The sequence below is a fragment of the Pseudoxanthomonas suwonensis genome (genome assembly GCF_000972865.1).
Lineage (GTDB): Bacteria > Pseudomonadota > Gammaproteobacteria > Xanthomonadales > Xanthomonadaceae > Pseudoxanthomonas > Pseudoxanthomonas suwonensis_B.
In genome coordinates this window covers 864,831-888,983 of sequence record NZ_CP011144.1, presented here as the reverse complement: position 1 = coordinate 888,983, position 24,153 = coordinate 864,831, and the positions used below count along the sequence as shown (strand labels likewise).

At 68.7% G+C, this 24,153-nt stretch carries 18 protein-coding genes and 5 tRNA genes; 21 read left to right on the top strand and 2 right to left on the bottom strand.

The features are described 5' to 3' along the window. Positions 1–40 precede the first annotated feature (40 nt). Together prfA and hemA are read right to left on the bottom strand one after the other, a co-directional pair. Positions 41–1,123: a peptide chain release factor 1 gene (prfA, locus tag WQ53_RS03885; RefSeq protein ID WP_052630587.1), complete on the bottom strand. Its 1,083-nt coding sequence runs from the start codon at positions 1,121–1,123 to the stop codon at positions 41–43. Next, on the bottom strand, positions 1,101–2,396 hold the full coding sequence (hemA, locus tag WQ53_RS03880) for a glutamyl-tRNA reductase (RefSeq protein WP_052630585.1): 1,296 nt from the start codon (positions 2,394–2,396) through the stop codon (positions 1,101–1,103). Before hemA ends, prfA begins: the two co-directional genes overlap by 23 nt. 65 nt (positions 2,397–2,461) lie before the next feature. Here hemA and WQ53_RS03875 point away from each other — a divergent pair, with 65 nt between their 5' ends. The 21 genes from WQ53_RS03875 to rpoC all read left to right on the top strand — a co-directional run bounded on the left by WQ53_RS03875 (position 2,462) and on the right by rpoC (position 24,029). After that, positions 2,462–4,222, top strand: a complete 1,761-nt coding sequence (locus WQ53_RS03875) for a tetratricopeptide repeat protein (RefSeq protein ID WP_052630583.1) — start codon at positions 2,462–2,464, stop codon at positions 4,220–4,222. Then, positions 4,219–4,845 carry a lipoprotein insertase outer membrane protein LolB gene (lolB, locus tag WQ53_RS03870; RefSeq protein ID WP_052630580.1) on the top strand — a complete coding sequence of 209 codons (627 nt, stop codon included), beginning with the start codon at positions 4,219–4,221 and terminating at the stop codon, positions 4,843–4,845. Before WQ53_RS03875 ends, lolB begins: the two co-directional genes overlap by 4 nt. After that, complete coding sequence (ispE, locus tag WQ53_RS03865) at positions 4,842–5,705, top strand: 4-(cytidine 5'-diphospho)-2-C-methyl-D-erythritol kinase (RefSeq protein WP_236685900.1); 864 nt, start codon at positions 4,842–4,844, stop codon at positions 5,703–5,705. The genes lolB and ispE overlap by 4 nt, the downstream gene beginning before the upstream one ends. Before the next feature lie 3 nt (positions 5,706–5,708). Beyond that, positions 5,709–5,785 (top strand) — tRNA-Gln (locus WQ53_RS03860). Positions 5,786–5,953: 168 nt separating this feature from the next. Next, positions 5,954–6,913, top strand: coding sequence for a ribose-phosphate diphosphokinase (locus tag WQ53_RS03855; protein WP_052633908.1), 960 nt, complete (start codon positions 5,954–5,956; stop codon positions 6,911–6,913). A 178-nt stretch (positions 6,914–7,091) separates the two neighbouring features. After that, positions 7,092–7,712 (top strand): 50S ribosomal protein L25/general stress protein Ctc, encoded by a 621-nt coding sequence (locus WQ53_RS03850; RefSeq protein ID WP_052630577.1) that lies wholly within the window; start codon positions 7,092–7,094, stop codon positions 7,710–7,712. 51 nt (positions 7,713–7,763) lie between these two features. Continuing rightward, positions 7,764–8,345 carry an aminoacyl-tRNA hydrolase gene (gene pth, locus WQ53_RS03845; RefSeq protein WP_052630575.1) on the top strand — a complete coding sequence of 194 codons (582 nt, stop codon included), beginning with the start codon at positions 7,764–7,766 and terminating at the stop codon, positions 8,343–8,345. A 72-nt stretch (positions 8,346–8,417) separates the two neighbouring features. Then, a complete protein-coding gene (ychF, locus tag WQ53_RS03840) occupies positions 8,418–9,509 on the top strand; it encodes a redox-regulated ATPase YchF (RefSeq protein ID WP_052630573.1) in 1,092 nt (363 codons plus the stop codon). Between the two features lie 100 nt (positions 9,510–9,609). Continuing rightward, positions 9,610–9,695, top strand: a tRNA-Tyr gene (locus WQ53_RS03835). A gap of 68 nt (positions 9,696–9,763) precedes the next feature. After that, a tRNA-Gly gene (locus WQ53_RS03830) sits at positions 9,764–9,837 on the top strand. A gap of 46 nt (positions 9,838–9,883) precedes the next feature. Beyond that, positions 9,884–9,959: transfer RNA gene (locus tag WQ53_RS03825), tRNA-Thr, on the top strand. A gap of 97 nt (positions 9,960–10,056) precedes the next feature. Next, positions 10,057–11,247, top strand: a complete 1,191-nt coding sequence (gene tuf / locus WQ53_RS03820) for an elongation factor Tu (protein ID WP_052630558.1) — start codon at positions 10,057–10,059, stop codon at positions 11,245–11,247. Between the two features lie 103 nt (positions 11,248–11,350). After that, positions 11,351–11,426, top strand: a tRNA-Trp gene (locus WQ53_RS03815). Positions 11,427–11,496: 70 nt separating this feature from the next. Further along, complete coding sequence (secE, locus tag WQ53_RS03810; RefSeq protein ID WP_052630571.1) at positions 11,497–11,907, top strand: preprotein translocase subunit SecE; 411 nt, start codon at positions 11,497–11,499, stop codon at positions 11,905–11,907. A gap of 13 nt (positions 11,908–11,920) precedes the next feature. Further along, the gene (nusG, locus tag WQ53_RS03805) at positions 11,921–12,478 is read left to right on the top strand and encodes a transcription termination/antitermination protein NusG (protein ID WP_052630569.1); all 558 of its coding nucleotides are present in this window, start codon (positions 11,921–11,923) and stop codon (positions 12,476–12,478) included. 216 nt (positions 12,479–12,694) lie between these two features. Continuing rightward, positions 12,695–13,123: a 50S ribosomal protein L11 gene (rplK, locus tag WQ53_RS03800; protein WP_052630568.1), complete on the top strand. Its 429-nt coding sequence runs from the start codon at positions 12,695–12,697 to the stop codon at positions 13,121–13,123. A gap of 4 nt (positions 13,124–13,127) precedes the next feature. Then, positions 13,128–13,826, top strand: a complete 699-nt coding sequence (gene rplA, locus WQ53_RS03795) for a 50S ribosomal protein L1 (RefSeq protein WP_052630567.1) — start codon at positions 13,128–13,130, stop codon at positions 13,824–13,826. Positions 13,827–14,345: 519 nt separating this feature from the next. Next, positions 14,346–14,879: a 50S ribosomal protein L10 gene (gene rplJ, locus WQ53_RS03790; RefSeq protein ID WP_052630566.1), complete on the top strand. Its 534-nt coding sequence runs from the start codon at positions 14,346–14,348 to the stop codon at positions 14,877–14,879. Between the two features lie 57 nt (positions 14,880–14,936). Then, positions 14,937–15,311: a 50S ribosomal protein L7/L12 gene (gene rplL / locus WQ53_RS03785; RefSeq protein ID WP_052630565.1), complete on the top strand. Its 375-nt coding sequence runs from the start codon at positions 14,937–14,939 to the stop codon at positions 15,309–15,311. Between the two features lie 271 nt (positions 15,312–15,582). Then, on the top strand, positions 15,583–19,737 hold the full coding sequence (rpoB, locus tag WQ53_RS03780) for a DNA-directed RNA polymerase subunit beta (protein WP_052630563.1): 4,155 nt from the start codon (positions 15,583–15,585) through the stop codon (positions 19,735–19,737). Positions 19,738–19,817: 80 nt separating this feature from the next. Then, on the top strand, positions 19,818–24,029 hold the full coding sequence (gene rpoC, locus WQ53_RS03775) for a DNA-directed RNA polymerase subunit beta' (protein ID WP_052630562.1): 4,212 nt from the start codon (positions 19,818–19,820) through the stop codon (positions 24,027–24,029). Positions 24,030–24,153 lie beyond the last annotated feature (124 nt).

Genomic DNA, 24,153 nt, shown 5'->3' with positions numbered 1-24,153 from the left:
CTTTCACGCCCGAACACCAAACACAGCCCGAGCGCAAAACTCACTCCGCCGTCAGCCGCGCCAGTTCGTCGGCCTGGTGTTCCTGTTGCAGGCGGGTGACCAGTGGGTCGAGGTCGCCTTCGAGGATGTCCGGCAGGTCGTACAGGGTCAGGCCCTCGACCCGGTGGTCGGTGATCCGGCCCTGCGGGAAGTTGTAGGTGCGGATGCGCTGGCTGCGGTCGCCGCTGCCGACCTGCAGCCGCCGCGACTCGGCCTGCGCGGCCTGCTGCCGGCCGCGCTCGGCGTCGAGCAGCTGCGCCTTCAGCCGCTTCATCGCCTTGTCGCGGTTGGCGTGCTGGCTGCGCTCGGTCTGGCTCTCCACCACCACGCCGGTCGGCAGGTGGGTGATGCGGATCGCCGAATCGGTCTTGTTGACATGCTGGCCGCCGGCGCCGGAGGAGCGGAAGGTGTCGACCTTCAGGTCAGCCGGGTTGATCGCGATCTCCTCGATCTCGTCGGCCTCGGGGATGATCGCCACGGTCGCCGCCGAGGTGTGGATGCGGCCCTGCGACTCGGTCGCCGGCACCCGCTGTACGCGATGGGTGCCGGACTCGAACTTCAGCCGCGAATAGGCGCCGCGGCCGACGATGCGGGCCACGATCTCCTTGTGCCCGCCGTGTTCGCCCGGGTTCTCCGACTCGACCTCGACCTTCCAGCCCTGGCGCTCGGCGTAGCGCGCGTACATCCGGAACAGGTCGCCGGCGAACAGCGCCGCCTCGTCGCCGCCGGTGCCGGCGCGCACCTCCAGGAACAGGTTGCCGTCGTCGCGCGGGTCCTTCGGCACCAGCAGCAGGGCCAGCTCGCCGTCCAGGAATTCCAGCCGTTCGCGCGCGGCGGTGATCTCCTCGCCGGCCAGCTCGGCCAGCTCCGGGTCGTCGCGCATCGCCTCGGCCGAGGCGAGGTCGGCCTTGGCTTTCGCTTCGGCGGCCAGCGCGGCGGCGACCGGCTCCAACTGGGCGAATTCGCGCGACAGGTCGCGGAAGCGCGCGTTGTCGGCGACCACGCCGGGGTCGGCGAGCAGGCGTTCGAGTTCTTCGCGGCGCTCGGCCAGCGCTTCCAGCTTACGGCGCAGGCTCGGGGTCATCGGGCAGTCGCGGCGGAGGGAGGTGGGGGTGGGTGTAGGGCGCCTTTTCCGGGAACAGGCGCTCGGCCGCGCGCGCCAGCTCGGCGTCGCCGCTGAGCGCGGCCTCGCGCAGCGCGGCAGTCGGCGGGTGCAGCAGGCGGTTGGTCAGGGTGTGGGCGAGGAGCTGCAGCACTTCGTCCGGTTCGCGGCCGCCGGCCAGCTGCTGGCGGGCGCGGGCCAGGAGTTCGTCGCGGGTGCTGTCGCCCAGCGCTCGCAGGCGCTTGAGCGTGTCCTGGCGCTCGCCGGCGCGCAGGGTCTCCATGTAACGGGCGACCTGCAGGTCGATGATCGCCTCGGCCGCCTCGGCGGCTTCGTGGCGGCTGCGGCGATTGTCCTCGACCGCGCGCTCGAGGTCGTCGACGGTATAGAGGTAGGCGTCGGACAGGCCGGCCACGCCCGGCTCGATGTCGCGAGGCACGGCCAGGTCGAACAGCAGCACCGGCTTGCGCCGGCGGGCGGCCAGCGCGGCCTCGACCTGGGTCTGGCGCAGCACCGGCTCGCGGCTGGCGGTGGCCGAGAACACCACGTCGGCCTCGGCCAGGTGGCGGTCCAGCTCGGCCAGCGGCAGGGCGTAGCCGCCGTGGCGGCTGGCCAGGTCCTGGGCGTGGGCGAGGGTGCGGTTGGCGACCAGCAGCCGGCCCACGCCGCCCTTGGCCAGGTGGCGGGCGGCCAGTTCGATGGTCTCGCCGGCGCCGACCAGCAGCACGGTGGAATCGGGCAGGCGGGCAAAGGAGTCCTGCGCCAGGCGCACCGCGGTGGAGGCGACCGACACCGGGTTGGCGCCGATCCGGGTGTCGGTGCGGGCGCGCTTGGCCACCGCGAAGGTCTGCTGGAACAGCCGGTCCAGGCGCCCGCCGAGGGCGCCGTGCTGGCGCGCCAGCGACCAGGCGTCCTTCACCTGGCCCAGGATCTGCGGCTCGCCCAGCACCATCGAGTCCAGCCCGGTGGCGACCCGGAACAGGTGGCGCACGGCGTCGGCGTCGCGGTGCAGGTACAGGTAGGCGCCCAGGCCCTGGGCGTGGCCGTCCAGCCAGGCCGCCAGCGCCTCGCCGTCGGAGGCGACCGCATAGACCTCGGTGCGGTTGCAGGTCGACAGCAGCGCGGCCTCGGAGACTTCCGGCAGGGCGCGCAGCGCGGCCAGCGCCTGGCCTGCCGTTTCGCCGGCAAACGCCACCCGTTCGCGCAGGTCGACCGGCGCGGTCTGGTGGTTGAGGCCGAGGAGCCACAGCGTCATGTTCAGGTGCTTGCGATAATCTGCTGGCTTGTTTGGGCCGCCATTTTACGGCCCGGTGGGTGCCAATGCCCGAACCTGAGCTTTCCGTCGCCGCATCCGGACGCCCGCGTCCGCATTCCCGTCGCCCGAGCCGGCTGCCCTGGCTGCTGCTGGCCCTGTCCGCCGCTGGCCCCGCCACCGCCGCACCCGCCGCGCCGCCGGTCCCCGCCGCGGTCCCGCTCGAACAGCTGATGGCCGGCGAATACGCCTTCCAGGCCGGCCAGCTGGCCGATGCCGCGCGCTGGTACCTGGAGGCGGCGCGGGCGGCCGAGGGCGACGTGCTGCTGGCCGAGCGGGCCACGCGCATCGCCATGCTCGCCAACGACGACGCGCGCGCCGGGCAGGCGCTGAAGCTCTGGCGCCAGCGCGCCCCCGATTCGCTGGCGCTGCAGACGGCCACCGCCTCGCTGGCCCTGCGCCAGGGCCAGGTGCGCCAGGCACGCCGCGAACTGCTGCGGATCCTGGCCACGCCGGATCCGCGCGCCTGGCGCTTCGCGCTGGTGGCGCTGGCCGGTGGCCGCGACCCGGACGTGGTCGCGCGGGTCCTGGGCGACCTGGTCGACCGCGGCGCGATCCCGGAACAGCTGCAGGCCTGGCAGGAGTTCGGGCGGCTGTCGCTGCGCCTGGATGCGCCGAAGCTGTCCGCGCGCATCATCGACGAGATGGTCAGGCGCTTCCCCGACGAACCGCGGGTGGCGGTGCTGCGCGCCGGCCAGCTGCACCAGGCCGGGCAGACCGACCGGGCGCGGGCGATGCTGGCCGTGGCCGAACCGCGCGCGGCCGCCGATCCGGAGGTCCGCGGCATGCTCGCGGCCGCCTACGAATCGCTGGGCGACTTCGCCGCCGCCGCGCGGGTCATGGCGCTGGGGCTGCAGGACACCCAGAGCTACGGGATCCGCGCCTCGCTGCTGGCCCGAGGCGACGACGGCCCGACGCTGGCGACGCTCTACGACGAGCTTTCCGCCGCGGACGGCGGCCGGCCCGACCCGGCCCGGCGCATGCTGCTCGGGCGGATCGCCGAGTTCCTCAAGCGTCCGGCCGAGGCGGTGGACTGGTACCGCGGCGTGCCCGGCGGGCCGCAGCGGGCCGAGGCCCGGATCCGCATCGCCGCGGCGCTGTACGAGCAGGGGAAGGTGGCCGAGGCCTATGCCGAGGCCCACGCCTTGCAGAACGATGCCGGCAGCGACGACGAGGCGCGCCGCAACGCCTACCTGCTGGAAGGCGAACTGCGGCAGCGCGCCGGCGATACCGGCGGCGAGATCGAGGCGCTCGGCCGCGGCCTGGCCGCGTATCCCGACGATTCGGCGCTGCTGTACGCGCGCGCGCTGGCCTGGGAGCGGCAGGACCGGATCGACCGCACCGAGGCCGACCTGCGCAAGGTGCTGGTCGCCGAGCCGGAGAACGTGGCCGCGCTCAACGCGCTCGGCTACACCCTGGCCGACCGCACCCACCGCTACCAGGAGGCGCTGGAGCTGATCGACCGTGCCCGCACCGCCGAGCCGGACAACGCCGCCATCGTCGACAGCTATGGCTGGGTCCTGTACCGGCTGGGCCGCAACGAGGAGGCGCTGGTCGAGTTGCGCCGTGCCTGGGGCATGCTGAAGGACCCAGAGATCGGCGCGCACGTCGGCGAGGTGTTGTGGGTGCTGGGCCGCCGGGAAGAGGCCAGGCGCTACTTCGAGGAGTCGCGCCGGCTCGACCCGGACAACCGCTCGCTGCGCCGCGCGCTGGACAAGCTGCAGGTGACCCTGCCGCCGCCGGTCCCCGAGCCGGAGCCGGCCCGGTGAGCCGCCGCTTCCGCCTGGCCGGCGCGGCGCTGGCCACGGTCCTGCTCGCCGCCTGCACCTCCGCGCCGGTGCGGCCGCCGGCGCCGGCGGTCGACGCCGCCGAGGCCCAGGCCCGCCAGCAGGAACGCCAGCAACGGCTGGAGGTGATCCCGGCCTGGTCGATGCAGGGCCGGATCGCGGTCAGCGTCGGCGACAAGGGCGGCAGCGGCCGCCTGGACTGGCAGCAGCAGGGGCCGGCTTACCGCGTCTCGCTCGGCGCGCCGGTAACCCGGCAGAGCTGGCGGCTGTCCGGTGAGCCGGGCGGGGCCACCCTGGAAGGCCTGGAGGGCGGCCCGTACTCGGGTCCCGATGCCGAGGCCCTGCTGTGGCAGGCCACCGGCTGGCCGATCCCGGTCGAGGCCATGGCCTGGTGGGTGCGCGGGCTGCCGGCGCCGGCCGGCGCCGGGCAGGAATTCGGCGACGACGGGCGGCTGCGGCGGCTGGTCGCCGACGGCTGGACCGTGGACTACCAGGAATGGCAGCCGGCGGCGGACGGCTGGCCGGAAATGCCGCGCCGGCTGCAGGCCAGCCGCGACGGCGCCCGGGTCCGCCTGGTGGTCGACCGCTGGGAAGCGGCGCCGTGAGTGTGGGCTGGAGCGAGTGGCCGGCGCCGGCCAAGCTGAACCTGTTCCTGCGCATCACCGGCCGCCGCGCCGACGGCTACCACGAACTGCAGACCGTGTTCCGCCTGCTGGACTGGGGCGACCGGATCCGGCTGCGGGTGCGCGCCGATGGCCGGATCGTGCGCCAGGGCGACCGCCTGCCCGGGGTCGACGACCCGGCCGACCTGGCGGTGCGCGCGGCGGCTCTCCTGAAAAACGAGGCCAACTGCGCTCAAGGTGTCGACATCCACGTCGAAAAGCGCATTCCGGCCGGCGGCGGCTTCGGTGGTGGCTCGTCCGATGCGGCCACCGTGCTGTGCGCCCTGGACCGGCTCTGGGGGCTGGGGCTGGGCGAGGGCCGGCTGGCCGCATTGGGCGTGCGGCTCGGCGCGGACGTACCGGTGTTCGTGCGCGGCCGCAGCGCCTGGGCCGAAGGGGTGGGCGAGCGCCTGCAGCCGGTCGACCTGCCGCCGGCCTGGTACGTCCTGGTCGACCCCGGGATCCACGTGCCGACCGCCGCGCTGTTCCAGTCCCCGGATTTGACGCGGGATTCCCCGCCCGCGAAAATAGCCGACTTCGCTGCCGGAACGGTGCTCGACAATGCGTTCGAGCCGGTCCTGCGCCGCCGCGAACCGGCCATCGAGGCCGTGTTCGCCGGATTGGCGCGGATCGGGCTGCCGCGCCTGACCGGCACCGGCAGCGGATGCTTCGTCGAGTTCGCCGACCCGGACGTGGCGCAGGATGCACTGGCGCGGTTGCCGCGGCAGTGGAATGCCTGGGTCGCGGCCGGCGTGTCGGATTCGCCATTGCGGGATGCGTTGGCGCGCCCGCGACCGGATTGACACAGGGGCGTCGCCAAGAGGTCCAAGGCACCGGGTTTTGATCCCGGCATCCGCAGGTTCGAATCCTGCCGCCCCTGCCACTGATGCGAGTCATGGACGCGAGTCCCTCGCAAGAGCCCGCACATGCGGGAATGCGAGTCCCTCGCAAAAGCCCGCACATCCATGTGCGGGTAATCAACGGAAAACCGCAGGGATTGCGGTGTTCCATCACGTTCACCTTGATCCGAGCCGCCGCCGGGATGACGAAGATGCAAGACGACCGCAATCTGCTTGTCTTCTCCGGCAACGCCAACAAGCTGCTGGCCGAGAGCATTTGCCGCGAGCTGGGCGTGCGCCCGGGCAAGGCGCTGGTGTCGACCTTCTCCGACGGCGAGGTGCAGGTCGAGATCGAGGAGAACGTGCGCCGCCAGGAAGTGTTCGTGGTCCAGCCGACCTGCGCGCCGGCCGCCGAGAACCTGATGGAGCTGCTGGTGCTGATCGACGCGCTCAAGCGCGCCAGCGCCGCGTCCGTCACCGCGGTGGTGCCGTACTTCGGCTATTCGCGCCAGGACCGCCGGCTGCGTTCCTCGCGGGTGCCGATCACGGCCAAGGTCGCGGCCAAGATGTTCACCGCGGTGGGCACCGACCGGGTGCTGACCGTGGACCTGCACGCCGACCAGATCCAGGGCTTCTTCGACATCCCGGTCGACAACGTCTACGCCTCGCCGCTGCTGCTGGCCGACATCTGGCGCGCCTACGGCACCGAGAACCTGATCGTGGTCTCGCCGGACGTGGGCGGCGTGGTCCGCGCCCGCGCGGTGGCCAAGCGCCTGGACGACGCCGACCTGGCGATCATCGACAAGCGCCGGCCGCGCGCCAACGTGTCGACGGTGATGAACATCATCGGCGACGTGGCCGGCAAGACCTGCGTGCTGGTGGACGACATCGTCGACACCGCCGGCACGCTGTGCGCGGCGGCCGCGGCGCTGAAGGCGCAGGGCGCGCAGAAGGTGGCCGCGTACTGCACCCACCCGGTGCTCTCGGGCCCGGCGGTGGACAACATCAGCGGCTCGCAGCTGGACGAGCTGGTGGTCACCGACACCATCCCGCTGTCGCCGGCGGCCCGGGCCTGCGGCCGGATCCGCCAGGTCAGCGTCGCCGAACTGCTGGCCGAGACGATCCGCCGGATCGCGTTCGGCGAGTCGGTCAGCTCGCTCTACGTCGACTGAGCGGGTCGACCGCGGCATCCGGCCGGCAGGACGCCGGCCGCCGGGGGACGGCAATGCGGAATCGCGGCGATGCGATTCCGGATTCCCGATCCCCGGGAACCACAAGGCTCGTCTGGTCGCGGACGAGTCGCGACGACCGCTGCGAAGCGGTCCCTACAACCTGAAGAGTGATAGAAAAATGGCAACTCATACGATCAACGTCGAGCGTCGCGAGGACGAGGGCAAGGGTGCGAGCCGCCGCCTGCGTCGCGATGGCAAGATTCCGGCCATCGTCTACGGTGGCGACCTGAAGCCGGTCAACATCCAGCTGGACCACGAGAAGCTGTGGCTGGCCAGCCAGAACGAGTGGTTCTACTCCTCGATTCTGGACCTGAGCCTCAATGGCGACGTGCAGCGCGTGCTGCTGCGTGACATGCAGCGCCATCCGTACAAGCAGCTGATCATGCACCTGGACTTCCAGCGCGTGAACGAGAACGAGGTCCTGCGCGCCGCCGTGCCACTGCACTTCGTCAACGTCGAGAAGTCGCCGGCGGGCAAGTCGGCCGGCGTGGTCGTCACCCACGAGCTGAACGAAGTCACCGTGTCGTGCCTGCCGAAGGACCTGCCGGAGGCCATCGAGGTCGATCTGTCGGCGCTGGCCGTGGGCGACGTGGTCCACCTGTCGGAGCTGAAGCTGCCGGCCGGCGTGGAGATCCCGGAGCTGAAGCTGGGTGCCGACCACGACCTGGCGGTGGTGATCGCCAAGCACGCCCGGGTCGAGGAAGAGACCCCGGCCGAAGGCGGCGAAGAGAAGAAGTAAGCCGTTGCCGTCCCGCCCGGTCCGCCGGGCGGGACCCCGGCTGCCGGCGCGATGGCGGAACTTCGACTCATCGTCGGGCTGGGCAATCCCGGCCCGGAACACGCGAACACCCGGCACAACGCCGGGTTTCGTTTTGTCGACGCGCTGGCCGCGCAGGCCGGCGTGCGCTTCGGCCTGGAGTCCAAGCTGTTCGGCGAGACCGCGAAGGTCGACATCGCCGGTCGCAGCGTCTGGCTGCTCAGGCCGGCGACCTACATGAACCTGTCCGGCAAGTCGGTCACCGCGGCGCTGCGCTACTGGAAGATCGCGCCGGAAGAGGCGCTGCTGGCGCACGACGAACTCGACCTGCCGCCGGGCGCGGCGCGGCTGAAGTTCGATGGCGGCCACGGCGGCCAGAACGGGCTGCGCGACACGATGCAGCTCCTGGGCCACGGCCGGTTCCACCGCCTGCGGATCGGCATCGGCCATCCCGGGCACAAGGACCGGGTGACCGGCTGGGTGCTGGGCAGGCCCGGCAAGGACGACGCGGTGCTGATCGACCGCTCGATCGACGACGCGCTGGCGGTGCTGCCGCTGGCGGTGGCCGGCGATTTCAGCGAGGCAATGAAGCGGCTGCATACCCCCAGGGCCTAGGTGGCTGCGGGCTGGGCTCCGGTGGCGCCGGTACCCAGCCCCCAACCTCCCGATTCCTGGAACCGAAGCATCATGGGCATCAAATGCGGCATCGTCGGCCTGCCGAACGTCGGCAAGTCGACCCTGTTCAACGCACTGACCAAGGCCGGCATCGCCGCGGCCAACTTCCCGTTCTGCACGATCGAGCCGAACGTGGGCGTGGTGCCGGTGCCCGACCCGCGGCTGGGCCAGCTGGCCGAGATCGTCAAGCCGGAGAAGGTGGTGCCGACCGCGGTCGAGTTCGTCGACATCGCCGGCCTGGTCGCCGGCGCGGCCAGCGGCGAAGGCCTGGGCAACAAGTTCCTGGCCCACATCCGCGAGGTCGACGCCATCGCCCACGTGGTCCGCTGCTTCGACCACCCGGACATCGTCCACGTCGCCGGCAAGGTCGACCCGCTGTCGGACATCGAGACGATCGACACCGAGCTCGCCCTGGCCGACCTGGACAGTGTCGAAAAGGCGCTCAACCGCGCCGAACGTTCGGCCAAGGCCGGTGAAAAGGATGCCATCGCGCGCAAGCCGGTGTTGCAGAAGCTGCATGCCGGCCTGGGTGAAGGCCGCCCGGGCCGCGCACTGGGCCTGGACGAGGAGGAGCGGGCGCTGGTCCGCGACCTGTTCCTGCTGACCCTCAAGCCGGTCATGTACGTGGCCAACGTGCTCGAGGACGGTTTCCACGACAACCCGCTGCTGGAGGCGGTGCGTGCCCGCGCGGTGGCCGAGGGCGCCGAGGTGGTGCCGGTGTCGGCGGCGATCGAGGAGGAGCTGGCCCAGCTCGAGGACGAGGACCGCGACACCTTCCTGGCCGACCTGGGCCTGGAGGAGCCGGGCCTGAACCGGGTGATCCGGGCCGCCTACCGGCTGCTGGGCCTGCAGACCTATTTCACCGCCGGGGTGAAGGAGGTTCGCGCCTGGACGGTCAAGGCCGGAGCCACCGCGCCGCAGGCCGCGGCGGTCATCCACACCGACTTCGAAAAGGGCTTCATCCGCGCCGAGACCATCGCCTTCGACGACTTCCTCCGCTACCGCGGCGAGGCCGGGGCGCGCGAGGTCGGGCGGATGCGCCTGGAGGGCAAGGAGTACCGGGTGCAGGAGGGCGACGTCCTGCATTTCCGCTTCAACGTCTGACCGGAAAAAGACCGCCGGGGTGCGTTGACAGCGGCGCTGGGGATGGTCAGAATTGCGGGCTGTTTCACCCCGGTCGTCTTGGTCGCGGTGGCAGAATCCCGGAGGGATACCCAAGCGGCCAACGGGGGCAGACTGTAAATCTGCTGGCTTACGCCTTCGGTGGTTCGAATCCACCTCCCTCCACCAGTTTCAAGATGCGGTACCGGAACAACGAGGCAAGGCCCGGAGCGGTAGGCCGGGAAGCGGTTCCCCTCGCGGGAGTAGTTCAATGGTAGAACCTCAGCCTTCCAAGCTGATGGTGCGGGTTCGATTCCCGTCTCCCGCTCCATTGCGCCGCCCAAGTCGTTCCGGTTCCGCGCTGCAAGAAGTTCCAAGCTCACGTAGCTCAGTCGGTAGAGCACCTCCTTGGTAAGGAGGAGGTCGAAGGTTCGATTCCTTTCGTGAGCACCATATATGCGGGTCTCCCGCAAGAGCCCGGCCATCCATGGCCGGACTTTTCAACAAGAGCAGTTGTTCACCACACCAACCGTCAGCGAGATAGGCAGCCATGGCCAAGGGTAAGTTCGAGCGCACCAAGCCCCACGTGAACGTGGGCACGATCGGTCACGTGGACCACGGCAAGACGACGCTGACGGCGGCGCTGACGAAGATCGGCGCGGAGCGTTTTGGCGGCGAGTTCAAGGCGTACGACGCGATCGACGCGGCGCCGGAAGAGAAGGCGCGCGGCATTACGATTTCGACGGCGCACGTGGAATACGAATCGGCCACGCGCCACTACGCGCACGTGGACTGCCCGGGCCACGCCGACTACGTGAAGAACATGATCACCGGTGCGGCGCAGATGGACGGCGCGATCCTGGTGTGCTCGGCCGCTGACGGCCCGATGCCGCAGACGCGCGAGCACATCCTGCTGTCGCGCCAGGTGGGCGTGCCGTACATCGTGGTGTTCCTGAACAAGGCCGACATGGTGGACGACGCCGAGCTGCTGGAGCTGGTGGAGATGGAAGTCCGCGAGCTGCTGAGCAAGTACGAGTTCCCGGGCGACGACACCCCGATCATTGCCGGTTCGGCGCGCCTGGCGCTGGAAGGCGACCAGTCGGACATTGGTGTGCCGTCGATCCTGAAGCTGGTGGAAGCGCTGGACAGCTGGATCCCGCTGCCGGAGCGCGACGTGGACAAGCCGTTCCTGATGCCGGTGGAAGACGTGTTCTCGATCTCGGGCCGCGGCACCGTGGTGACCGGCCGTATCGAGCGCGGCATCATCAAGGTGGGCGACGAAATCGAGATCGTGGGCATCCGTCCGACGCAGAAGACCACGGTCACCGGCGTGGAGATGTTCCGCAAGCTGCTGGACCAGGGCCAGGCGGGCGACAATGCGGGCCTGCTGCTGCGCGGCACCAAGCGTGACGACGTGGAGCGCGGCCAGGTGCTGGCCAAGCCCGGTTCGATCACCCCGCACACCGAGTTCGAGGCCGAGGTGTACGTGCTGTCGAAGGAAGAGGGCGGCCGTCACACCCCGTTCTTCAAGGGTTACCGTCCGCAGTTCTACTTCCGCACCACCGACATCACCGGCGCGGTTCAGCTGCCGGAGGGTGTGGAGATGGTGATGCCGGGCGACAACGTGAAGATGGTGGTCACGCTGATCAACCCGGTGGCGATGGACGAGGGCCTGCGCTTCGCGATCCGCGAGGGCGGCCGCACCGTCGGCGCCGGCGTGGTGGCCAAGATCATCAAGTAAGCCCCCTGCGGATCCCGGCGACGGGTTCGCCGGAAAGCGCGAAGGGCGGGCCGGAACCTCGGTCCGCCTTCGCCGTCTAAGGGAAGTCACAGGTTTTCGACGTACGCCAGTAGCTCAATTGGCAGAGCAGCGGTCTCCAAAACCGCAGGTTGGGGGTTCGAGTCCCTCCTGGCGTGCCACTTCCCCAACGCCCGCGCGACGGGCCGGTCCGGCCGGCCCCAGAGCAACGGAAACGAGAGCTAAAGCGTCTTGAACAGCAAGATCGACCCGGCACAGTCCGCCTCCGGCGGCGACATCGCCAAGTACGCCATTTCCACACTGCTGGTGCTGGCTGGCCTGTTCGTATGGTTCTGGTTCTCCGCGCCGGATCGCGCGGCCCAGCTGGGCGACTGGGCACCGCAGTTGCGCGGCCTGGCGGTCGCGGCGGGCCTGGTGGCCGGCACCCTGGTGTTCCTGACCAGCAGCAAGGGGCGCGATACTCGCGAATTCCTGTCCGAGTCGCGCTTCGAGCTGCGCAAGGTGGTCTGGCCGACCCGGCAGGAGACCACCCGCATGACCTGGGTCGTGATCATCGTGGTGATCATCCTGAGCCTGATCCTTGCCGGTTTCGACTTCGTCGTGAAGTGGGCGATCGAGCTGTTCCTGAACTTCGGCCGCTGAGGAGAATGTCGCAGTGAAGCGTTGGTACGTGGTTCACGCCTATTCCGGTTTCGAGAAGAGCGTCGCCCAGGCGCTGCGCGACCGCATCGTCCGCGACGGCATGGAGGAGCGCTTCGGCGACGTCCTGGTCCCGACCGAGGAGGTCGTGGAGATGCGCGCCGGCCAGAAGCGCCGCTCCGAGCGCAAGTTCTTCCCGGGCTACGTGCTGGTCCAGATCGAGACCCACGAGGAGGCCGGCATCCCGCGCATCGACAGCGAGAGCTGGCACCTGGTCAAGGAGACCTCCAAGGTCATGGGCTTCATCGGCGGCACCGCCGACCGCCCGCTGCCGATCCGCGACGATGAGGCCGACGCGATCCTGCAGCGCGTGCAGGAGGGCGTGGAGAAGCCGCGTCCGAAGGTCCTGTTCGAGCCGGGCCAGATGGTCCGGGTCACCGATGGCCCGTTCAACGACTTCAACGGCGTGGTCGAAGAGGTCAACTACGAGAAGAGCCGCCTGCGCGTGGCGGTGCTGATCTTCGGCCGCTCCACCCCGGTGGAGCTGGAATTCGGCCAGGTCGAGAAGGCCTGACCGGGCGGCCCCCCGGGGGCTTGCCCCGGGACGCCGAAAACCCTGCTATACTGCGCGGCTCCCTGTCCGGGTCAGCCGGGCATCCGCACTGGCCGCCGCCCTGGCGGCCTTTGTCGCGAACGGGATTTCAGGTTTCAACGCGATGCCGGGACGCGTGATTTTCCCGGAACGATGGGGAGCCTGCGATGCAGGCGCTAGCACCCGGAGAGCACTGAAATGGCAAAGAAAGTCGTCGGTTACATCAAGCTGCAGGTGAAGGCCGGCCAGGCCAACCCCTCGCCGCCGGTCGGTCCCGCGCTGGGCCAGCGCGGCCTGAACATCATGGAGTTCTGCAAGGCGTTCAACGCGGCGACCTCCAAGCTCGAGCCGGGTCTGCCGACCCCGGTCATCATCACGGCCTACTCGGACCGTACCTTCACCTTCATCACCAAGAGCACCCCGGCTTCCGTGCTGCTCAAGAAGGCCGTCGGTATCACCTCCGGCTCCAAGCGCCCGAACACCGACAAGGTGGGCAAGGTCACCCGCAAGCAGCTCGAGGAAATCGCCAAGGCGAAGGAAGGCGATCTGACGGCGGCCGACCTGGACGCGGCTGTGCGCACCATCGCGGGCTCGGCCCGTTCGATGGGCCTTGTGGTGGAGGGCTGAGAACATGGCACTGAACAAGCGACAGAAGGCGATCAAGGCGGCAGTGGAGCCGGGCAAGGCTTACTCCATCGATGAGGCGCTGAAGATCATCAAGGGTTTCACCAAGGCCAAGTTCGTCGAGGCCGTCGACGTGTCCGTGCGTCTGGGCGTGGACGCCAAGAAGTCCGACCAGCAGGTGCGCGGCTCGACCGTGCTGCCGGCCGGTACCGGCAAGAGCGTGCGCGTGGCCGTGTTCGCCCCGGCCGGCGCCAAGGCCGACGAGGCCACCGCCGCCGGTGCCGAAGCCGTGGGCATGGATGACCTGGCCGAGAAGATGCTGGCCGGCGACCTGAACTACGACGTGGTCATCGCCACCCCGGACGCCATGCGCGTGGTCGGCAAGCTCGGCCAGGTGCTGGGCCCGCGCGGCCTGATGCCGAACCCGAAGGTCGGCACCGTGTCGCCGAACCCGGCCGAGGCGGTGAAGAACGCCAAGTCGGGCCAGGTCCGTTACCGCACCGACAAGGCCGGCATCATCCACGCCACCATCGGCAAGGCCGAGTTCAGCGATGAAGCGCTGAAGTCGAACCTGCAGGCGCTGCTGCTGGACCTGATCAAGGCGAAGCCGGCGACCTCCAAGGGCACCTACCTGCAGAAGATCTCGCTCAGCTCGACCATGGGCCCGGGCGTGACCGTCGACCAGGCTTCGCTGACGTTGAAGTGACGATTTGACCCGCGCGCACCGCGCGCGGCTTTGTCAAATCGTCATCCCCGCGCAGGCGGGGATCCAGCGACTTGAAGCACGCTTCAGGTCGCCGGAAAGCAATAGTCACTGGGTTCCCGCCTACGCGGGAACGACGGTGAAAGAAGTAACGCTGCTGTCGTAGGCCCCGCGGCCGAATACAGCAGCGAATTTTGAGGGCAGTCGCCGGCTCACCCCGGCGACAGCCGTCAAAGACCGCAGGCGCGGTCGGCGCACATCGACGACGGGCACGGAAGCTCGCACTGGCAGGGATTCGCCGTCGATGCAGCGGGATCGCTTAATCGAAGGTCCGCGAGGACCCGACGCCTGCGCAGATGGTGCCGCCTTCTGGAAGTTTCACCGGCAGACCGACCCGTTCGGGACGCCGGATCAGATAGGCCAGCACCGGGATGCCCGAGGCATCCCCGGCGCGCACGGAAGGGCGCCGCCCAGGACCGCAAGCGGCAGGAGCCGCGAGCGGAGTTCATACGGAGGAGTGTTATGGCTCTCAATCTGTCCCAGAAGAAGGAAGTCGTCGCCGAACTGGCCGACGTCGCCGCCAAGGCGCACTCCCTGATCGCCGCCGAATACGCAGGCACCTCGGTCTCCCAGATGACCGCGATGCGCAAGAAGGCCCGCGAGAACGGCGTGTACTTGAAAGTCGTCAAGAACACGCTGGCCGCGCGCGCCGTCGAAGGCACGGAATTCGAGTGCACCAAGGATGCGCTCGTGGGTCCGCTGCTGTATGCGTTCTCGACCGAGGAGCCCGGCGCCGCCGGTCGCCTGATCAAGGAGTTCGCCAAGGCCAACGACAAGCTGCAGCCGAAGGTGGTCGCCGTGGGCGGCCAGCTGTACCCGGCCAGCCACGTCGAGGTCCTGGCCTCGCTGCCGACGCTCGAGCAGGCCCTGGCCATGCTGGCCCGCGTCCTGGCCGAGCCGGCCACCATGTTCGCCCGCGCGGTCAAGGCCGTCGGCGAGCAGCAGGGTGGCGGCGAGTCCGCGCCGGCCGAAGAGACCGCGGCCGAGACGGCCTGAGTCGCGTCGACGATTCCAACTTTCCCTTTTTAGATAAACATCCAGAAGGTAATCACAATGTCCCTTTCCAACGAGCAGATCGTCGAAGCCATCGCCGGCAAGACCCTGATGGAAGTGATGGAGCTGGTCAAGGCCATCGAAGAGAAGTTCGGCGTCTCCGCCGCCGCCCCGGTCGCCGTGGCCGCCGGCCCGGCCGCTGCCGCCGCCCCGGTCGAAGAGCAGACCGAGTTCACCGTGGTGCTGAAGGCCACCGGCGAGAAGAAGGTCGAGGTCATCAAGGCCGTCCGTGCCATCACCGGCCTGGGCCTGAAGGAAGCCAAGGACCTGGTCGAAGGCGCGCCGAAGGACGTCAAGGACGGCGTGTCGAAGGAAGATGCCGAGAAGTTCAAGAAGGACCTCGAGGCCGCCGGCGCCACCGTCGAGCTGAAGTAAGCGGCATCTTGCGTCGCCGGTCCACACGGGCGATGCGCGAAGGCTGGGGGCGAAAGCCCCCGGCCTTTGGTCGTTCCGGAGCCCCATGCTCCGGAACGGCTCCGAAGTACTGAGCAACACTGCAAACCCAGTTCCATACAGGGGAGCTGGTAGTCGGAAGTAGCGGGAGATGGCGTGCTGGTGCCGGCAATACCAGCGACTTCCAACTGACAGCTTCATGTTCCCCCGGGTCGCGGACGCGCGGCCCGCACTGCCAAAGGTGGTACACCCAATGACGACGTATTCGTTCACCGAGAAGAAGCGCATCCGCAAGGATTTCGGCAAGCAGCGCTCGATCCTCGAAGTGCCGTTCCTGCTGGCCATCCAGGTCGATTCCTACCGCGAGTTCCTGCAGGCCGACACCGATGCGGCCAAGCGCCGCGACACCGGCCTGCACGCCGCCCTGAAGTCGGTGTTCCCGATCTCCAGCTACAGCGGCAACGCCGCCCTCGAATACGTCGGCTACAAGCTTGGCGAGCCGGTGTTCGACGAGCGCGAGTGCCGCAACCGCGGCCTGTCCTACGGCGCGCCGCTGCGCGTGACCGTGCGCCTGGTGATCTACGACCGCGAGTCCTCGACCAAGGCGATCAAGTACGTCAAGGAGCAGGAGGTCTACCTCGGCGAGATCCCGCTGATGACCGAGCACGGCACGTTCATCGTGAACGGCACCGAGCGCGTCATCGTCTCGCAGCTGCACCGCAGCCCGGGCGTGTTCTTCGACCACGACCGCGGCAAGACCCACAGCTCGGGCAAGCTGCTGTACAGCGCCCGCATCATTCCCTACCGCGGCTCCTGGCTGGACTTCGAGTTCGACCCGAAGGACGCGCTGTACACCCGCATCGACCGCCGCCGCAAGCTGCCGGTGACGATCCTGCTGCGCGCGCTGGGCTACAACAACGAAGAGATGCTGCGTGCGTTCTTCGAGATCAACACCTTCCACATCGACCCGTCCGAGGGCGTGCAGCTGGAGCTGGTGCCCGAGCGCCTGCGCGGCGAGACCCTGAACTTCGACCTGGCCGATGGCGAGAAGGTCATCGTGGAAGCCGGCAAGCGCATCACCGCGCGCCACGTGCGCCAGCTGGAGCAGTCGCAGATCGCCGCGCTGGCGGTGCCGGACGAGTATCTGCTCGGCCGCATCCTGGCCCACGACGTGGTCGACGCCAACACCGGCGAGCTGCTGGCCAGCGCCAACGACGAGATCAGCGACGAGCAGCTGGCCGCGTTCCGCAAGGCCGGCGTCGCCGCCGTGGGCACGCTGTGGGTCAACGACCTGGACCGTGGCCCGTACCTGTCCAACACCCTGCGCATCGACCCGAGCCGCACCCAGCTGGAAGCGCTGGTCGAGATCTACCGGATGATGCGTCCGGGCGAGCCGCCGACCAAGGAGGCCGCGCAGAACCTGTTCCACAACCTGTTCTTCACCTTCGAGCGCTACGACCTGTCGGCCGTGGGCCGGATGAAGTTCAACCGCCGCGTCGGCCGCAAGGACGTGCTCGGCCCGGCCGTGCTGTTCGACAGGAAGTACTTCGGCGAGCGCAACGACGAGGATTCCAAGGCGCTGGTGGCCGCCCAGGGCGACACCTCCGATATCCTCGATGTGCTGCGCGTGCTGACCGAGATCCGCAACGGCCGCGGCACCGTGGACGACATCGACCACCTGGGCAACCGCCGCGTGCGTTCGGTCGGCGAGATGGCCGAGAACGTGTTCCGCGTGGGCCTGGTCCGCGTCGAGCGCGCGGTCAAGGAACGGCTGTCGATGGCGGAGTCGGAAGGCCTGACCCCGCAGGAGCTGATCAACGCGAAACCCGTCGCCGCCGCGATCAAGGAGTTCTTCGGCTCCTCGCAGCTGTCGCAGTTCATGGACCAGAACAACCCGCTGTCGGAAGTCACCCACAAGCGCCGCGTCTCGGCGCTGGGCCCGGGCGGCCTGACCCGCGAGCGCGCCGGCTTCGAAGTGCGCGACGTGCACCCGACCCACTACGGCCGCGTCTGCACCATCGAGACCCCGGAAGGCCCGAACATCGGCCTGATCAACTCGCTGGCGGTGTTCGCCCGCACCAACCAGTACGGCTTCCTGGAGACGCCGTACCGCAAGGTCGTGGACGGCCGCATCACCGACGAGGTCGACTACCTGTCGGCGATCGAGGAGAACGAGTACGTCATCGCCCAGGTCAACGCCACCCATGACGGCAAGGGCAAGCTGACCGAGCTGTTCGTGCCCTGCCGCCATCAGGGCGAGTCGCTGCTCAAGCCGCCGGCCGAGATCCACTACATGGACGTCTCGCCGATGCAGACCGTGTCGGTCGCCGCCGCGCTGGTCCCGTTCCTGGAGCACGACGACGCCAACCGCGCGCTGATGGGCGCGAACATGCAGCGCCAGGCGGTGCCGACGCTGCGTTCGCAGACCCCGCTGGTGGGCACCGGCATCGAGCGCGCCGTGGCGCGCGATTCGGGTGTGACCGTGAACGCCCGCCGCGGCGGTGTGATCGAGCAGGTCGACGCCGGCCGCATCGTGGTCAAGGTCAACGAGTCGGAGATCTCCGGCGAGCACGATGCCGGCGTGGACATCTACACCCTGACCAAGTACACCCGCTCCAACCAGAACACCTGCATCAACCAGACCCCGCTGGTGCACGTGGGCGACGTGGTGGCGCGCGGCGACGTGCTGGCCGATGGCCCGTCCACCGACATCGGCGAACTGGCCCTGGGCCAGAACATGCTGATCGCGTTCATGCCCTGGAACGGCTACAACTTCGAGGACTCGATCCTGCTGTCGGAGCGTGTGGTCCAGGAAGACCGCTACACCACGATCCACATCGAGGAGCTGACCTGCGCGGCCCGCGACACCAAGCTGGGTCCGGAGGAGATCACCGCCGACATCCCGAACGTCTCCGAGCAGGCGCTCAACCGCCTGGACGAGTCGGGCGTGGTGTACATCGGCGCCGAGGTCCGCGCCGGCGACATCCTGGTCGGCAAGGTCACGCCGAAGGGCGAGAGCCAGCTGACCCCGGAAGAGAAGCTGCTGCGCGCGATCTTCGGCGAGAAGGCTTCGGACGTTAAGGACAGCTCGCTGCGCGTGCCGCCGGGCATGGACGGCACCGTCATCGACGTGCAGGTCTTCACCCGCGACGGCATCGAGAAGGACAAGCGCGCCAAGCAGATCGAGGAAAGCGAGATCAAGCGCGTCAAGAAGGACTTCGACGACCAGTTCCGCATCCTGGAAGCGGCGATCTACGCGCGCCTGCGCTCGCAGATCGTGGGCAAGGTCGCCAACGGCGGCCCGGGCCTGAAGAAGGGCGACACCCTCAACGACGCCTACCTGGACGGCCTGAAGAAGGCCGACTGGTTCCTGCTGCGGATGAAGGACGAGGACGCCTCCGAGGCGATCGAGCGCGCGCAGAAGCAGATCGCCGCGCACGAGAAGGAGTTCGAGCGCCGCTTCGACGACAAGCGCGGCAAGATCACCCAGGGCGACGACCTCGCCCCGGGCGTGCTGAAGATGGTCAAGGTGTTCCTGGCGGTGAAGCGCCGGATCCAGCCGGGTGACAAGATGGCCGGCCGCCACGGCAACAAGGGCGTGGTGTCGAACGTGGTTCCGGTCGAGGACATGCCGTACATGGCCTCGGGCGAGTCGGTGGACATCGTGCTCAACCCGCTGGGCGTGCCTTCGCGCATGAACATCGGCCAGATCCTGGAAGTGCACCTGGGCTGGGCGGCCAAGGGCCTGGGTCGCAAGATCCAGCGCATGCTCGATGCCCAGAACGCCGTCTCCGAGCTGCGCAAGTTCCTGGAGGACATCTACAACCACGACCGCACCACGGTCGGCGAGCGTGTGGACCTGTCCCAGTTCAGCGACGAGGAACTGCTGGGCATGGCCAAGAACCTGACCAGCGGCGTGCCGATGGCCACTCCGGTGTTCGACGGCGCCAGCGAGGCCGAGATCAAGCGCATGCTCGAGCTGGCCGAACTGCCGAGCAGCGGCCAGACCGTGCTGCACGACGGCCGCACCGGCGAAGCGTTCGAGCGCCCGGTCACGGTCGGCTACATGCACTACCTGAAGCTGAACCACCTGGTCGACGACAAGATGCACGCGCGTTCGACCGGCCCGTACTCGCTCGTCACCCAGCAGCCGCTGGGCGGCAAGGCGCAGTTCGGCGGCCAGCGCTTCGGCGAGATGGAAGTCTGGGCGCTGGAAGCCTACGGCGCGGCCTACACCCTGCAGGAAATGCTGACGGTGAAGTCCGACGACGTGCAGGGCCGCAACCAGATGTACAAGAACATCGTCGACGGCAACCACGAGATGGTCGCCGGCATGCCGGAATCCTTCAACGTCCTGGTGAAGGAAATCCGCTCGCTGGCCATCAACATGGAGTTGGAGGACGAGTAAGGCGCGTGGCGGCCCTGACCGGCCGCCGCGATCCCGCATCGAACCGCCAAACACGCCTTCACTCCTGACGGAGACAAGAAATGAAAGACCTGCTCAACCTCTTCAACCAGCAGCGCCAGACGCTGGACTTCGACGCGATCAAGATCGCGCTGGCTTCGCCGGACCTGATCCGTTCGTGGTCCTTCGGCGAGGTGAAGAAGCCGGAGACGATCAACTACCGCACCTTCAAGCCCGAGCGCGACGGCCTGTTCTGCGCCGCCATCTTCGGCCCGATCAAGGACTACGAGTGCCTGTGCGGCAAGTACAAGCGCATGAAGCACCGTGGCGTGGTCTGCGAGAAGTGCGGCACCGAGGTCACCCTGGCCAAGGTGCGCCGTGAGCGCATGGGCCACATCGACCTGGCCTCGCCGGTGGCGCATATCTGGTTCCTGAAGTCGCTGCCGTCGCGCATCGGCTTGATGCTGGACATGACCCTGCGCGACATCGAGCGCATCCTGTACTTCGAAGCCTACGTGGTGACCGAGCCGGGCCTGACCCCGCTCGAGCGCCGCCAGCTGCTGAACGAAGAGCAGTACCTTACCGCGCGCCAGGAGCATGGCGATGACTTCGACGCCGCGATGGGTGCCGAGGCCGTGTACGAGCTGCTGCGCACGATCGACCTGCAGGCCGAGATGGCCCGCCTGCGCGAGGAAATCGCGGCGACCGGTTCGGAGACCAAGCTCAAGCGCCTGACCAAGCGGATCAAGCTGATCGAGGCGTTCATCGAGTCCGGCAACCGCCCGGAGTGGATGGTCATGACCGTGCTGCCGGTGCTGCCGCCGGACCTGCGCCCGCTCGTCCCGCTGGACGGCGGCCGCTTCGCGACCTCCGACCTGAACGACCTGTACCGCCGCGTCATCAACCGCAACAACCGCCTGCGCCGCCTGCTGGAGCTCAATGCGCCCGACATCATCGTGCGCAACGAGAAGCGCATGCTGCAGGAGTCCGTTGACGCCCTGATGGACAACGGCCGCCGCGGCCGCGCCATCACCGGCACCAACAAGCGCCCGCTCAAGTCGCTGGCCGACATGATCAAGGGCAAGCAGGGCCGCTTCCGCCAGAACCTGCTGGGCAAGCGCGTCGACTACTCGGGCCGTTCGGTCATCGTGGTCGGCCCGTACCTGCGCCTGCACCAGTGCGGCCTGCCGAAGAAGATGGCGCTGGAGCTGTTCAAGCCGTTCGTGTTCGCCAAGCTGCAGCGTCGCGGCCTGGCCACCACGATCAAGGCCGCCAAGAAGCTGGTCGAGCGCGAAGAGGCCGAGGTGTGGGACATCCTCGAAGAGGTGATCCGCGAGCACCCGGTGCTGCTGAACCGCGCCCCGACCCTGCACCGCCTGGGCATCCAGGCGTTCGAGCCGGTGCTGATCGAGGGCAAGGCGATCCAGCTGCACCCGCTGGTCTGCACCGCGTTCAACGCCGACTTCGACGGTGACCAGATGGCCGTGCACGTCCCGCTGAGCCTCGAGGCCCAGCTGGAAGCGCGCGCGCTGATGATGTCGACCAACAACATCCTCTCGCCCGCCAACGGCGAGCCGATCATCGTGCCGTCGCAGGACGTGGTGCTCGGCCTGTACTACATGACCCGCGCCCTGGAGAACAAGAAGGGCGAGGGCATGGCGTTCGCCAACGTCGCCGAGGTCAAGCGCGCCTACGACAACCGCGTGGTCGAGCTGCACGCCAAGGTCAAGGTCCGCATCGCCGAGACCGTGACCGACGAGGAAGGCAACCGGGAGAAGAAGGTCTCGATCGTGGACACCACGGTCGGCCGCGCGCTGCTGGCCGAGATCCTGCCGGAGGGCCTGCCGTTCGCGCTGGCCAACACCGAGCTGAACAAGAAGGCGATCTCGCGCCTGATCAACTCCTGCTACCGCCAGCTGGGCCTGAAGGACACCGTGGTGTTCGCCGACCAGCTGATGTACACCGGCTTCGCCTACGCGACCCGCGCCGGCGTGTCGATCGGCATCGACGACATGCTGATCCCGCAGGAGAAGAAGGGCATCCTGACCGAGGCCGAGGCCGAGGTGCTGGAGATCCAGGAGCAGTACCAGAGCGGCCTGGTCACCGCCGGCGAACGCTACAACAAGGTGGTCGACATCTGGTCGCGCACCAACGAGCGCATCGCCAAGGCGATGATGGACACCATCGGCACCGACAAGGTGGTCAACGCCAAGGGCGAGGCCATCGCCCAGAAGTCGATGAACTCGCTGTACATCATGGCCGACTCCGGCGCCCGTGGTTCGCAGGCGCAGATCCGCCAGCTGGCCGGCATGCGCGGCCTGATGGCGCGTCCGGACGGCTCGATCATCGAGACGCCGATCAAGGCCAACTTCCGCGAAGGCCTGAACGTGCAGGAGTACTTCAACTCCACCCACGGCGCGCGAAAGGGCCTGGCCGATACCGCGCTGAAGACCGCCAACTCCGGTTACCTGACCCGTCGCCTGGTCGACGTGGCCCAGGACGTGGTGATCACCGAGCCGGATTGCGGAACCTCGCAGGGCCTGACCATGACCCCGATCGTGGAAGGCGGCGACGTGGTCGAGCCGCTGCGTGACCGCGTGTTGGGTCGCGTCGTGACCGAGGACGTGTTCCTGCCGGGCAACGACGAGGATCCGATCGTCACCCGCAACACCCTGCTGGACGAAGGCTGGGTGCAGAAGCTGGAAGACGCCGGCGTGCAGTCGATCAAGGTGCGTTCCACCATCACCTGTGAATCGTCCTTCGGCGTGTGCTCGCAGTGCTACGGCCGCGACCTGGCCCGTGGCCACATCGTCAACATCGGCGAAGCGGTCGGCGTGATCGCCGCGCAGTCGATCGGCGAGCCCGGTACCCAGCTGACCATGCGTACCTTCCACATCGGCGGCGCGGCTTCGCGTGCGGCGGCGGTGGACAACATCACGGTCAAGACCACCGGCTCGGTGAAGTTCAGCAACCTCAAGTCGGTCGAGCACTCGGCCGGCCACCTGGTCGCGGTGTCGCGTTCGGGCGAGATCTCCGTGCTCGACCCGCACGGCCGCGAGCGCGAGCGCTACAAGCTGCCGTACGGCGCGACCATCACCGTCAAGGACGGCGCCGAGGTCAAGGCCGGCCAGTCGGTCGCCAACTGGGATCCGCACAACCACCCGATCGTCTCGGAAGTGGCCGGCTCCATCCGCTTCATCGACTTCATCGACGGCGTCACCGTCATCGAGAAGACCGACGAGCTCACCGGCCTGGCCTCGCGCGAGATCACCGATCCCAAGCGTCGCGGCACCCAGGGCAAGGACCTGCGTCCGCTGGTCCGCATCGTCGACAAGGACGGCAAGGACCTGACCATCCCGGGTACCGACCTGCCGGCGCAGTACCTGCTGCCGCCGCGCTCGCTGGTCAACCTGCAGGACGGCGCGCCGGTCGGCGTGGGCGACGTGGTCGCCAAGATCCCGCAGGAAGCCTCCAAGACCCGCGACATCACCGGCGGCCTGCCGCGCGTGGCCGACCTGTTCGAGGCGCGCAAGCCGAAGGATCCGGCGATCCTGGCCGAGCGCTCGGGCGTGGTCAGCTTCGGCAAGGACACCAAGGGCAAGCAGCGCCTGATCATCAAGGACAACGAGGGCGGCGAGCACGAGGAGCTGATCCCGAAGTACCGCCAGATCATCGTGTTCGAGGGCGAGCACGTGACCAAGGGCGAGACCGTGGTGGACGGCGAGCCGAGCCCGCAGGACATCCTGCGCCTGCTGGGCATCGAGCCGCTGGCCGCGTACCTGGTCAAGGAGATCCAGGACGTGTACCGCCTGCAGGGCGTGAAGATCAACGACAAGCACATCGAGGTCATCACCCGGCAGATGCTGCGCAAGGTCGAGATCGCCGACCAGGGCGACAGCAAGTTCCTCAACGGCGAGCAGGTCGAACGCCAGCGCGTCATCGAGGAGAACGCCCGCCTGGTCGGTCGCAAGGAGCTGCCGGCGAAGTTCGATCCGGTGCTGCTGGGCATCACCAAGGCCTCGCTGGCGACCGAGTCGTTCATCTCCGCGGCCTCCTTCCAGGAGACCACCCGCGTGCTGACCGAGGCGGCCGTCCGCGGCACCCGCGACAGCCTGCGCGGCCTGAAGGAGAACGTGATCGTCGGCCGCCTGATCCCGGCCGGTACCGGCCTGGCGTACCACAGCCAGCGCCGCCGCACGTCCACTGGTCTCACCGAGGCTGAGATGGACGCGCTGTCCGGCGGTTCCGAGCCGGCCGCGGCCGAGGTGGCTGCCGAGGGCGCGTCCGAGGAGTAACAGGCGTGACAGCCGGGCCGAAAGGCCCGGCTGGCGGGGAAGGACCCCCGCCATGCCGTTCCCGGTACCGGCCCTGCCGGCCACCGTGAACGGCGCCAGGGACGGGGTCGGTTGACGTGATTTT

Bases quoted from the DNA above. Each gene is read 5' to 3' on its own strand.
- prfA (WP_052630587.1), bottom strand. From the start codon at position 1,123: ATGACCCCGAGCCTGCGCCGTAAGCTGGAAGCGCTGGCCGAGCGCCGC.
- hemA (WP_052630585.1), bottom strand. From the start codon at position 2,396: ATGACGCTGTGGCTCCTCGGCCTCAACCACCAGACCGCGCCGGTCGAC.
- WQ53_RS03875 (WP_052630583.1), top strand. From the start codon at position 2,462: ATGCCCGAACCTGAGCTTTCCGTCGCCGCATCCGGACGCCCGCGTCCG.
- WQ53_RS03855 (WP_052633908.1), top strand. From the start codon at position 5,954: ATGCAAGACGACCGCAATCTGCTTGTCTTCTCCGGCAACGCCAACAAG.
- WQ53_RS03850 (WP_052630577.1), top strand. From the start codon at position 7,092: ATGGCAACTCATACGATCAACGTCGAGCGTCGCGAGGACGAGGGCAAG.
- pth (WP_052630575.1), top strand. From the start codon at position 7,764: ATGGCGGAACTTCGACTCATCGTCGGGCTGGGCAATCCCGGCCCGGAA.
- ychF (WP_052630573.1), top strand. From the start codon at position 8,418: ATGGGCATCAAATGCGGCATCGTCGGCCTGCCGAACGTCGGCAAGTCG.
- tuf (WP_052630558.1), top strand. From the start codon at position 10,057: ATGGCCAAGGGTAAGTTCGAGCGCACCAAGCCCCACGTGAACGTGGGC.
- rplK (WP_052630568.1), top strand. From the start codon at position 12,695: ATGGCAAAGAAAGTCGTCGGTTACATCAAGCTGCAGGTGAAGGCCGGC.
- rplA (WP_052630567.1), top strand. From the start codon at position 13,128: ATGGCACTGAACAAGCGACAGAAGGCGATCAAGGCGGCAGTGGAGCCG.
- rplJ (WP_052630566.1), top strand. From the start codon at position 14,346: ATGGCTCTCAATCTGTCCCAGAAGAAGGAAGTCGTCGCCGAACTGGCC.
- rplL (WP_052630565.1), top strand. From the start codon at position 14,937: ATGTCCCTTTCCAACGAGCAGATCGTCGAAGCCATCGCCGGCAAGACC.
- rpoB (WP_052630563.1), top strand. From the start codon at position 15,583: ATGACGACGTATTCGTTCACCGAGAAGAAGCGCATCCGCAAGGATTTC.
- rpoC (WP_052630562.1), top strand. From the start codon at position 19,818: ATGAAAGACCTGCTCAACCTCTTCAACCAGCAGCGCCAGACGCTGGAC.